A 12205-nucleotide genomic window follows, 5' to 3' on the forward strand; every position below is an offset into this window, starting at 1 on the left:
TGCAAATATGGATGAGATTGTCTACTTTTGCAAATGAAAATGAACGAAATTTGATAGATATGTGTACTTTTAAAAATATAAATAATTAATAATCATTTTTCGTGTCCACTTTAGGGAGCTGCTACAAAGGTGACAACTTTTTCACGTATAAGACACAAAAATTAAGGCGTTCGTGCAAAAAAATGTAGTAAAGTGTCGGATATTCGTGCAAAAAAGTGTATCTTTGCAGCAAAAGTTCGTGCAAAAAAATGTGATTATGGAAAGAAATGTCATTAAACAGCTCCTCGCTTGGAAGCAAAAAAAGAATCGTAAGCCTTTGATAATCAATGGTGCAAGGCAGGTAGGAAAGACCTATATCTTGCGGGATTTTGGTACCAAATACTATCAGAAGATGGCTTATGTCAATTGTGACAAGAACGAAATGGTGGAAAAGATCTTTGCGCAAGACTATAATATTGAGCGAATCTTACTATCCTTGTCAGCTCTGCTCCATGTAAATATAGAACCGGAAAATACATTGATTATTTTCGATGAGATACAGGAAAATCCTGTTGTATTAAACTCTCTGAAGTATTTCTGCGAAGATGCTCCAGCCTATCATGTGGCTGTAGCCGGTTCGCTTTTGGGCATATCTCTTCATAGTGGCATGTCGTTTCCGGTGGGGAAGGTGGATATGATAAAGATGTATCCAATGACCTTCGATGAGTTCCTGTTAGCTATGGGCGAGCAGCCATTGGTCAATGTGCTTCATGCCAAGGACTTTTCTCTTATAGATTCTCTATCTTTGCGTTTGACAGATTATTTGCGTCAGTATTACTATGTCGGAGGAATGCCTGCAGCAGTCTTGGAATTTGTGGAAAGCAAGAACTTAGAGGAAGTGCGCAACATTCAAAAACAGATACTTTTTGACTATCAGCGTGATTTCTCCAAACATGCTCCTTCACAGGAAGTGCCTCGTATTAATATGGTATGGGATTCCATTCCGTCACAATTGGCAAAAGAAAATAAAAAGTTTATCTTTGGAGCATTGAAGAAAGGAGCAAGAGCTTCTGAATTTGAGTTAGCCATTCAGTGGTTGATAGATGCAGGATTAGTTTATCAGATTAATCGTGTGTCGGCTCCGGAAATGCCATTGAAGTTTTATGCAGAAATGTCTGTGTTTAAACTTTTTGTCTTGGATATAGGTTTGATGGGTGCAATGGTAGATACTCCGGCAGAAAGTATCTTGGTGGCTGATACTTTGCTGAAGGAATATAAAGGCTCTTTCACGGAGCTTTTTGTCTTAACCCAACTTATGGCGCTTCAGATTCCGATTTACTATTTCAGTAGTAATGATTCGCGTGTGGAAATCGACTTGATTGTTCAGCATGGCACTGCCATAACGCCTATTGAAATCAAGGCAGAGGAAAATGTGCGTGCCAAATCTCTTCGCACATTCATAGAAAAGCATCCGAATCTAAAAGGTTTGCGACTTTCTATGAAGCCTTATCAAGATCAGGAGTGGATGGTCAACAAGCCACTCTATGGTGTGGGTGCCTGGTTGTAAATCAATGCTGTGCAAAAGATAATTACCCGTCATGGGGCAATAAAATCTCTCTTTGGTTGCAAAAGTATTAAAAAATAATGCAAGAAATGCTTGCCATATCATTTCTTTTTTGTATATTTGTAGCCCACAATTGAAAAGAAGGGGTATTATTAATCTAAAAATATTAAACAATGACAAAGGAAGAATTGATGCATAGAGCCATTGAGCTCTCAAAGAATAGTGTGAAGACGGGGGGCGGACCTTTTGGTGCTGTGATTGCCAAGGACGGTATTATCATCGCTGAGGCTTCCAACAGTGTAACCATCGACCTCGACCCTACGGCTCATGCCGAAGTGAACTGCATCCGACAGGCTACCCGCAAGCTGAAGACCTTCAATCTGGAAGGTTGCGAGATTTATACCTCCTGCGAGCCTTGTCCGATGTGCCTGGGTGCTATCTATTGGGCACATCTCGACCGTATCTATTATGCCAACGACCGGAAGGATGCGGCAAAGATAGGTTTCGATGATGAGTTTATCTACGAGGAGATAGACCGCAAGATAGAAGATCGCCACAAGCCGATGATTGCCCTGATGCGAGATGAGGCGCTTGGAGCTTTCCGCATGTGGGAGGAAAATGCGGAAAAGACGGAGTATTAAAATCTTCTTTTTTACGTCAAGCTAATGTAACACCTTTGTATTTAGAAATGTGTACTTTTGCACAAAAAATGGAAAAGGTATTACTCTCTCTAGTAATTGTATCTACCTGCTCTCTTCAAACGATGGCAAGTCCAACAAGTAAAACAGAAGAGGTGGTAGATACAATGTCTTTAAGAAAACAGTTTCAGAAGTCTTCCCAAATAGATGATGTTGTAATCTGCGCTCCATACGCACGTTCTGTGTCAGTTTATGCTCCCCTCAATACTTCTCTTGGAAAAAAAACTCTTTTTTATAATCAGCCTCGCACTATGCCTGAAGCGTTGCAAGGCCTTGCTGGTGTATGGGTTCAGAAGACAGATCATGGTGGAGGCTCCCCTATCATTAGAGGAATGATAGGTTATCAGACCTTGATGTTGGTAGATGGCATTCGTCTCAATAATGCCGTTTTTCAGTCTGGTCCGGTTTCTTATCTTAATACGGTTGATGGAATGGCGATGGAGTATGCAGGCGTGTTGCCGGGTGCAGCATCTGTCGCATATGGTAGTGATGCAATGGGTGGTGTTATCTATATGCAGAGTCAATCAGCTACTTTTGTTGATTCTAATAAGATAATAGCTTATGGGAGATTGATTGGGCGTGCAGCAACCAGCGGTATGGAGTATATTAGTCGTGGAGAGTTGAATTTGTCTAATAAGTTATGGGCAATGCATCTAGGTGTAGATGGAAAACGCTTTGGTGATGTGCATGCTGGCAAAGGACTTGGTATAGAACATCCTTCAGGTTATACAGAATGGGCAGGAGATTTGAAGATCAAACGCCGGTTGGGAATATATACTGTACTCACCGCTGCTTATCAGGGTAAACGGCAAAGTCATATACCTACTTATTTGCAGATGCAAAGTGGCAAATACGAGAAATATGAAGTTAAGAACCAAGCCAGGGATCTTTCTTATATTTCTTATAGTTATCGCCCTGAGGATGCTATCATAAAGTATGTAGAAGCAACACTTTCGTATGCTCGGCTTAAAAATACCAATTGGCGTATTCCTAAGTCTACAGGTAAATCTTCTTTTTCAACTAATGATACCCGAAGTATAGGTGCTACTGCTGACTTGGGATTGCAAGTATTACCTTGCTTAACACTTAAGACAGGTGTAGATATTTATCATGATAAAGTTTTTAGCGATGGCAGTTTCCCTGATGGTTCAAAGATGCTTACTTATGCTGTTTTCGTAGAGGCAGACGCTACTCTGGATAAATGGAGAATAGGTACTGGTACCCGTTATTCCGGACATCATCTTTCTTTGCCCACTTGTGATTTTGGTATGGTTAGGTTGTCACCTGATGCCTTCGTTGGCGATTTTCATATTTCTTATGAATTGCTGCCGCATTTTACAGTTGCTTGGATAATGGCAACTTCGTTCCGCGCTCCTAATATTAATGATTTGGCTAAGTTGGGGGCAGAGGATAGTTGGTATTTTGTACCAAACTATAATTTGAGTCCAGAGAAAGGTTTTAATAAAGAAATCAGCATAAAGTATGATAATGGTTATACGACACTCTCACTTAATCTATATCGTAACGATCTGCGCAATATGATGGCGTTAACACCCGGTACAACAGGTGATGGTCAGACCGAAGTGGCTGGTATGCCAGTAAGAATGCGCTCTAATGTAGATAAAGCTTTTCTTGAAGGTTTTGAATTTGCTGTAGTCCAGAAACTAGGCAGATATTTCTCTATAAATGGTAATATGGCATATACTTATGGAAAGAATAAGACTCAGAACATGCCTTTGTCTAAAATTCCACCCTTATTTGGTTCGCTCAGTATTCGTTATCAACAGAATCGTCTTCGCATGTCTATGACTGCAGATATGGCTAATAAGCAAACTCGTCTTTCCAAGCAAGACGAAGAAGATGCCCGTATACCGAAGGGTGGAACGCCAGGTTGGATGAGTTTGAAATGGAATGTTGGTTATGAACTAGGTCCAGTTATGCTTGCCGGCGAATGGGGCAATATCTTTAATAAGGCATATCGCTTACATGCTTCAGGAGTAGATGCTAATGGAATATACGGTAAACTGAGCGTAGCTTATTTGTTCTAAAAAGTGTGTTGCTTTCTTAATATCACTGTCGCATTTTTGCAATAACCTAGTGGTATCTTTGCACTCGAAAAATAACTATAAATTGTGTTGAAAATGAAAAAGATAGTTTTTAGTGTCGTTATCTTGATGATTACATGTGTGAATGTGGTTATGGCGAGTGGAAAAGGTACTTCCACAGCAGAAGCTGTAGCTGCGCCTAAAATTTTGGTGGTAGCTCCAAGTAACAATGTTAATTCTGATTATTATGTTACAGATATGTTGACAGAAGGTACTGGAATTTGTGAGGATAGTGTAAGCTATACATATAATAATGTGATAGCAAAGACCTTGGAGCAATTTGCATCTAAAGAAAATCTGGTAATACTGAATGGGTGCAGTTCTGTATCATCTAATCTTTTGCAAGGAGCTGAACTGAATGGCTCAGGAGAAGATTCCATGGTTGATATGTCTAAAGTAGATAAAAAGAAACTGCAGCTTGCCATGCAGCAACTTGGTGCTTCTTATCTTCTGGTTCTAGACCAGCATTTCCTGAAATACCAGGAAGTGCCATTTCGTACAATGTTTCATTTTGTCAACTATTCTCTTTATGATATGAATGAAAACAAATTGGGAACAGGTAAGAGCTATTTTACCTCTTTTGAACCTCAGAGTGCTAAGGATATGATAAAGTCTAGCATGAAGAGTACAAAGAAAATGGTGATAGAAATCTCTAAAATTTTAGATAAATAAGATTGTTTTCTTTTTATAAGATAGAATAGTTTGTCAATAGACAATAAGATATGTATTCAGAAAATTATAACATTTAATTAATTAAAATGAAAACAACAGTAAGATTATTCTTGGTGCTCCTCTTTGTTGTGTGTGGCGGTGTCAATGCTTTGGCTCAAAGCGTACGTGCTGCTATCTCGGGAATCGTTACTGATGAAAAAGGTGAGCCTATTATTGGTGCTATTGTCACAGTGAAAAATGAGTCAACAGGTTTCAAGGTCAGTTCACCGACCGGACCTGATGGCTTTTATCATATTCGTGAGATTCCTTTGGGAACACCTTATACGGTTTCTACTCAATATATCGGTTATGGTGATCAAAAGAAGACAGGGTATTCACTTAATCAGGGTGACGCCTTGCGCGTTGATTTTAAAATGACTGACCAAACTGTTGAGATAAAGGCTGTAGAGGTCGTTGCCAACTCTCTGAAAAAGGGAATCCAAACTGAAGGTGCAGGAACCTCTATCTCCGCAACAGATATCAAAAGACTGCCTGTAAATGGTCGTAACTTTACTTCTTTGATGGACTTGTCTCCATTGAGCAAGGGGGGTAGTATTGGTGGTCAGTTGGCTTCTTCTACTAATTATACCATTGATGGTATGACTGCTAAGGGAACCGTAGCCAGTGGTACGACGTCTGGTGCTTACACCATCTCAATGGAAGCCTTGCGTGAGTTTAAATTACTTACCAATCAATATGATGTTACTCAAGGTCGTTCTGGTGGTGGTACAGTAAGTGCTGTAACTAAGTCGGGTACCAATACGCTTACAGGTTCAGCCTTTGTCTATGGTCGAACAGACTGGTTGTCTAGTCCATATAATATCCGTGGTAATAAGACTACTTCAGATTATTCAACTTATCAATATGGTTTTTCTTTGGGTGGTCCTATTATTAAAGACCGTTTACATTTCTTTATGACTTGGGATCATCAGATTGATTCTCGTCCTATTACTATTGCCAATCTGCAGAATGCTTCAGATGAGAATCTTTATAATATAACTCAAGCAACAGAAGACCGTTTCTTGAATATTGCTCGTAATAAGTATGGTGTATCAAATAATAAACAATTTGGTGAGTTTGATAAGACAAAAAATACAGATGCTGCTTTTGTTAAATTGGATTGGCAGATAAATCCTACTAATCTCTTTACATTACAAGACAATTTTATCAGCGAATATAATAAAAAAAGCGAACAGGATAATACTGCCATCAATATTTTCGAGGTATGGCCAGACCGTATGTCGCACAATAATGCTCTTATGGCATCTTTGCGAAGTGTGTTGGGTCCAAAGATGACTAACGAATTGAAAGCGCAGCATTTCCTGGTATATGAAGGTACCAAGCCTAATGCCGAACTTCCATCGGCAAGTATTCCTAGAGCTATAGTAGAAAATGTGGAGTCAGTAAATAGTACTACAGGTAAAACTATGACAACTTCTATTCAGTTGGGTGGTCAGCGTTATGTTCCAGAGAACTTTACAGACCAGGTATTTCAGGTAGTAGATAATTTATACTATAATACGGGTAAATTGAATTTCACCTTTGGTACTGACCTGATGTATACATATATGCATTCTAAATATGGTAGTGAAATGAATGGTCGTTTTTATTTTACAGGTCTTGATAATTTCGAGAATATGAAACCATACCGGTATGCACGCGAAGTACGACTTACCGATGATCCTTATGTAGATATGAATACGCTTAATTCTGCCATCTACGGTCAGGTGCAGACACGTTTAGCCAAGGGCTTGGATGTAATGGCTGGTATTCGTTTCGATTATACCCGCTATTTCAATCGTGCAACTTTCAACCAGACAGTATACGATGAGTTGAAATTGCGCACCGATAATGTTATCTCTACATTCCAACCTTCTCCTCGTGTTCAGTTAACATGGGATATTGACGACCGTCATACTGATGTGTTCCGTTTGGGTGGCGGCATTTTTGGATCGGATATCAACAACTATCTGATGATTAATAATATGCTTTTTGATGGCACAAAGGTAGCCTCTGTCGATATTCAGGGCGATTTGGTTCCCGTACCTAATTTCCCTTCTTATCGCCAGAATCCTTCTACAGCACCTGGCAAGGACCTGTTTGATAATCCTAATATCGAGAAGTTGAGTACTATCAATACCAATGGCAAGGATGCTCGTGTACCGGTAGTGTATAAATTAAATGCATCTTATACCCATTTCTTCTCAGATCGTTTGAAGGTAGGTTTAAGCTTCTATGCCAATTGGGCTCGTCATAACTACTTCTATGCAGATCGCAATATGGTTGATGAACCATATTTCCGCATTGCGGCCGAAGGTAACCGCCCTGTATATGTACCAGCTGAAAGCATCAATACCACTAATGGTGTAACAGACTGGACGATGGGGCGTAAAAGCAATAAAGTTGGTCGTGTACTTGAATTGGTCAGCGAGGGTAAAAACAACCAGTATGCCTTTGTTGTAGATGCAGCATATCGTTATTATAAAGATGGTGAGATTTCGTTTAGTTATACTTGGAACGATACTAAAGATAATGTATCTTACAATGGTAACGTAGCCAACTCTTCTACCTTATATTATTATGTACCAGGTGACCCTCGCGATTTGAGCCGTATGACTTATTCTGATAATCAGTTCCGCCATAAGTTGGTTCTATATGGAACATTGCCAACATTCTGGGGCTTTAATGTAGGTTTGCGTTTTTCTGGTTTCGGGGGGTCTCGTTATTCTCTTTGTGTGAATGGCAATGTGAATGGAGACTTTGTGTCAACCAATGATTTGGCATATGTTTATGACCCTAACGATCCAAATACTCCAGACTATATACGTGAGGGTATCAATACTATTCTTGATAATCCTAATGTTTCTGGCAGTATGAAGAAGTATCTCCGCAATAGTTTCGGCAAGATTGCTGAGCGAAATGGAGGTGTCAATGGGTTCTATGGAGTATTTGATTTGCATATAGGTAAAGAGTTTAAGATTTATAAGACTCAGAACCTCAACCTGTATGTAGATATCTTTAATGTAGCCAATCTGCTTAATAAAGACTGGGGAGTAGGCCGTGATTTGAGTAAGACTTATCTCTACAATATCAAGGGTTTTGATGCAGAGAAAAAACAATATAAGTACTCAGTTAATACTAATGCCGGTGTACCAGCCTGCAATGGTAATCCTTATCAGTTCCAAATTGGTTTGAGATATGGGTTCTAAATTAAAAATATAAATTTCAAATAAAGGTAATGAAGAAATTATTTATGACTACGGTTCTGCTATCTGGGCTTGTTTCTGCAAGTGCACAGGTAGCAGAACCTGTTTTACTTCCTAATGGATGGAAGTTGACTCCTGCCGGCAAACATTTGCAGCTTGGTGATTTGCCTCTTAATATGGCTGTGTCTCCTAATAAAAAGTGGTTGGCTGTAACCAATAATGGTTATGGCCGTCAGTGTATCAAACTTTTTGATGTTAAGTCGGAGCAAGAAACGGATGATTATACAATAGCTAAGAGCTGGTATGGAATATGTTTCAGTAAGGATGGAAAGCAATTGTTTGCTTCAGCAGGAAATGACAATCAAGTGAAAATCTACGATGTAAATGCTAAAGGCAAACTAGCCTTGGCTGATAGTATCGTGATGGGCAAATCATGGGATGAGGAACGAATCTCTCCATCTGGCATAGCTGTATGCCCAAAGAATAATCAGCTCTTTGTAGTAACCCGTTGGGATAATTCACTCTATATTTATGATATGCCTAGTAAAAAACTGCTTCATAAAATACCAGTAGGAGGCGAGGCTTATCAGGTTCTTTTCTCAGAAAAGGGAGATGAGGCTTATATCTCTGTTTGGGGAAGCGATGAAGTAGCTGTTTGGGATGTAGACCATGCGCAGTGGAAAAAACGTATCACCGTAGGTAGTCATCCTAACGAGATGTGCTTTGATGCCAAGACAAAACGACTTTTTGTTGCCAATGCCAATGACAATAGTGTATCGGTTATTAATCTCACAAATTATCAGGTTGAGGAAACACTCAATGCAGCCATTTTCCCAGGCTCTTTACAAGGTAGTACCACAAATGGGCTGTGTTTGTTGGATAAAGGAAAGAAATTGGCTATAGCCAATGCTGACAATAATTGTGTTACGATCTTTAATATTTCGAAAGTAAGTCAAAGTAAATCTGAAGGTTTCATACCCGTAGGGTGGTATCCTACTAACGTGAAATGTATTGGTAATAAACTTTGGGTAACCGATGGAAAAGGATTGCGTTCGATGGCGAATCCCGATGGACCACGTCCTGTAGATGTAAAGGAGAAATTCGAACATCATAAAGGTGATGCCAATCATACTAAGGTTGAATATATCGGAGGCCTGTTCATGGGAGCATTGTCGATTATAGATGTACCTGACAAGAAACAGCTAAAGGTTTATTCTAAACAGGTTTTTGCAAATACTCCTTATAAGAAGGATAAAGAATTGGTGGCAGAAAGTGAACCCGGTAATCCGATTCCAAGCAGGGTAGGCGAGAAAAGTCCTATCAAATATGTGTTCTATGTCATCAAAGAAAATAGAACGTATGACCAGGTGTTGGGTGATATTGCCAAAGGTAATGGTGATTCTACTCTTACTCTTTTTGGTGAATATTATACTCCTAATCTTCATAAGATTGCGAATGATTTTGTTCTTCTTGACAATTTCTATGTGAATGCAGAAGTTAGCTGCGATGGTCATAATTGGACAATGGGTGGATATGCTACTGACTATTTGGAGAAAACCTGGCCTTCCTATTATAGCAGTCGTGGTGACGTATATAGTGGTGAGGGACAGCATCATATGGGAAACAATAAAGGTGGTTTCTTTTGGGATATGTGTAAACGCTTCGGTGTAAGCTATCGTTCTTATGGAGAATTCTGTAATGGAACAACGGTTAAAAGCGCCAGGGAAAAAAAGCATACTTTGGTTTATCCCACCATCAAATCGCTTGAAGGTCATTTCTGTGAGAACTTTGAACCTTTCAATCTGGATTTTCGTGATACGCTGCGCTATCGTCAATGGGAGGCAGATTTCGACTCTTTAGTGGTAAAGAATCAGGTTCCACAATTTTGTACCGTGCGTTTTGGCAATGATCATACCAAGGGAATGAAGTTAGGCGCTCCTTCTCCTTATGCTTATGTTGCAGATAATGATTTAGCGGTAGGTATGTTTCTTGATCATTTGAGCCATTCTCCTATTTGGAAAGAGACGGCTGTGTTTATCATAGAAGATGATGCGCAAAATGGTTCTGATCATGTAGATGCTCACCGTAGTACAGCCTTCGTGGCTGGTGGATTTGTGAAGCGAGGCTTTGTGGATCATACCCCTTATACCACCACTTCTATGCTACGTACTATGGAACTGATACTTGGGCTACCGCCAATGAGCCAATATGATGCCGCTTCCACTTCTATGTGGCGTTGTTTCTCGTCTAAAGCTGACGGAACTCCTTTCAATCATTTGCCAGAAAATGTATCGCTTGATGAAGTCAACAAAAAGCATAGTAAATGGCAAGCTATGAGTGAAAAATTTAATTTTTCTGTAGAGGATGATGTGCCTGATGTTGAATTTAATAAGGTTTTATGGCATGGTATTAAAGGAGATTTGGCAATTTATCCTGCTTTGCATCGTTCTGCATTCTTGAGTTATACTGTTGATGATGACGATGATTAAGCAGAAGATTATTGGCAAATTGTTGTAGAAAAAAGGTGGTTTCTCAGATTTTCTTTGTAATTTTGCCGCCAAATTCAGAAAGACCCTGGATTGATGGATGATGGAAATTCTCTAATTATTATAAAGATAATGGAACAGTCAATAGAAAATCTCTACAAATTAGACGGCAGAGTGCCCGTAGGTAAAGCACTCCCATTTGGTCTTCAGCATGTGTTGGCGATGTTCGTCAGCAACATTGCTCCAATTATGATCCTTGCCGGTGCGATAGGATTGGATAGTTCGGTGAGCGCCGTGCTTATCCAGAACTGTATGGTCATCGCCGGTATCGGTACCTTGGTGCAGCTTTATCCGGTATGGCGTATCGGTTCACGCCTTCCTATCGTGATGGGTATCTCCTTCACTTTCCTCTCGCTTGCTATCGCCATTGCGGGTGCTCATGGCATGGGTACTTTGATAGGCGCTGTCATCATTGGTGGTCTGGTAGAAGGAACACTCGGACTTTTCGCCAAGTATTGGATCAAGCTCATTCCGCCTGTAGTAGCCGCTACCGTGGTAACAGCCATCGGTTTCTCGCTCCTTCCTGTTGGTGCCAACTCTTTTGCGGGTGGTCAGGGTGCTGCTGATTTCGGTAGCATGAACAACTGGGTTGTGGGTTCTATTACTTTGCTGGCTTGTCTGCTTTGTCAGATTTTCGCCAAGGGTTTCTTGCGTTCACTCTCTGTATTGGTAGGACTGCTGGTAGGTTATGTTCTGGCTCTGTTTATGGGAATGATAGATTTCAGTGGACTTTCTGGTCTCTCTATCGTAGCTTTGCCAAAGCTTCTTCCATTTACACCTGAGTTTAATATTGGTGCCATTCTCTCGGTGGTTGCAGTTTATCTGGTTTCTGCCACAGAGACGATTGGTGATACTTCTGCGCTCTGCAACAGTGCGTTGAAGCGTGATCCTAAGACCAAGGAGATGGGAGCAGCAGTCTGCTGCGATGGTTTCGTCAGTTCGGTTTCCGGTCTTTTCGGTTGTACTCCTATCACTTCTTTCAGCCAGAACGTAGGTTTGGCAGCGATGTCGGGAGTAGTGAACCGCTTTACCATTGCCATGGGTGCCATCATCATGATTATCGGTGGTGTGTTCCCAGCTATCGGTTATGTACTGACAACGATTCCTCAGGCAGTATTGGGCGGCTGTACCATCATGATGTTCGGTAGCATCCTCTTTGCCGGTTTCGGCATGATGGCGCGTACAGGCTTCTCTCAGCGCAACATGGTCATCGTGAGCCTCTCGCTCAGCGTAGGTCTCGGATTCACCTCTGCAACAGGTATGTTCAACATCTTCCCAGAGATTGTGCGCACCGTTTTTGCTGATAACTGTGTAGCCGTAGTCTTCCTGCTTGCCGTTATCCTGAACCTCGTATTGCCGAAGAACTTGGATAAGGCATAAGAATCAAAGATATTTA

7 protein-coding genes are annotated in these 12205 nt (G+C 40.5%); all 7 read left to right on the forward strand.

From position 1 onward, the window contains the following. Positions 1-256: 256 nt before the first annotated feature. The 7 genes from ACWJAO_RS08940 to ACWJAO_RS08970 all read left to right on the forward strand — a co-directional run bounded on the left by ACWJAO_RS08940 (position 257) and on the right by ACWJAO_RS08970 (position 12189). Positions 257-1546 carry an ATP-binding protein gene (locus ACWJAO_RS08940; protein WP_449140008.1) on the forward strand — a complete coding sequence of 430 codons (1290 nt, stop codon included), beginning with the start codon at positions 257-259 and terminating at the stop codon, positions 1544-1546. A gap of 170 nt (positions 1547-1716) precedes the next feature. Continuing rightward, positions 1717-2184: a nucleoside deaminase gene (locus tag ACWJAO_RS08945; protein WP_006847694.1), complete on the forward strand. Its 468-nt coding sequence runs from the start codon at positions 1717-1719 to the stop codon at positions 2182-2184. Positions 2185-2252: 68 nt separating this feature from the next. Then, a complete protein-coding gene (locus tag ACWJAO_RS08950) occupies positions 2253-4289 on the forward strand; it encodes a TonB-dependent receptor plug domain-containing protein (protein WP_449140009.1) in 2037 nt (678 codons plus the stop codon). A 93-nt stretch (positions 4290-4382) separates the two neighbouring features. Beyond that, a complete protein-coding gene (locus tag ACWJAO_RS08955) occupies positions 4383-5018 on the forward strand; it encodes a hypothetical protein (protein WP_449140010.1) in 636 nt (211 codons plus the stop codon). An 86-nt stretch (positions 5019-5104) separates the two neighbouring features. Further along, positions 5105-8266: a TonB-dependent receptor domain-containing protein gene (locus tag ACWJAO_RS08960; protein ID WP_449140011.1), complete on the forward strand. Its 3162-nt coding sequence runs from the start codon at positions 5105-5107 to the stop codon at positions 8264-8266. Positions 8267-8295: 29 nt separating this feature from the next. After that, entirely contained in the window at positions 8296-10752 is a 2457-nt protein-coding gene (locus ACWJAO_RS08965) for a beta-propeller fold lactonase family protein (protein ID WP_449140012.1), read from the forward strand. Positions 10753-10881: 129 nt separating this feature from the next. Then, a complete protein-coding gene (locus ACWJAO_RS08970; RefSeq protein ID WP_449140013.1) occupies positions 10882-12189 on the forward strand; it encodes a nucleobase:cation symporter-2 family protein in 1308 nt (435 codons plus the stop codon). Positions 12190-12205 lie beyond the last annotated feature (16 nt).

It is taken from the genome of Segatella sp. (assembly GCF_977051555.1).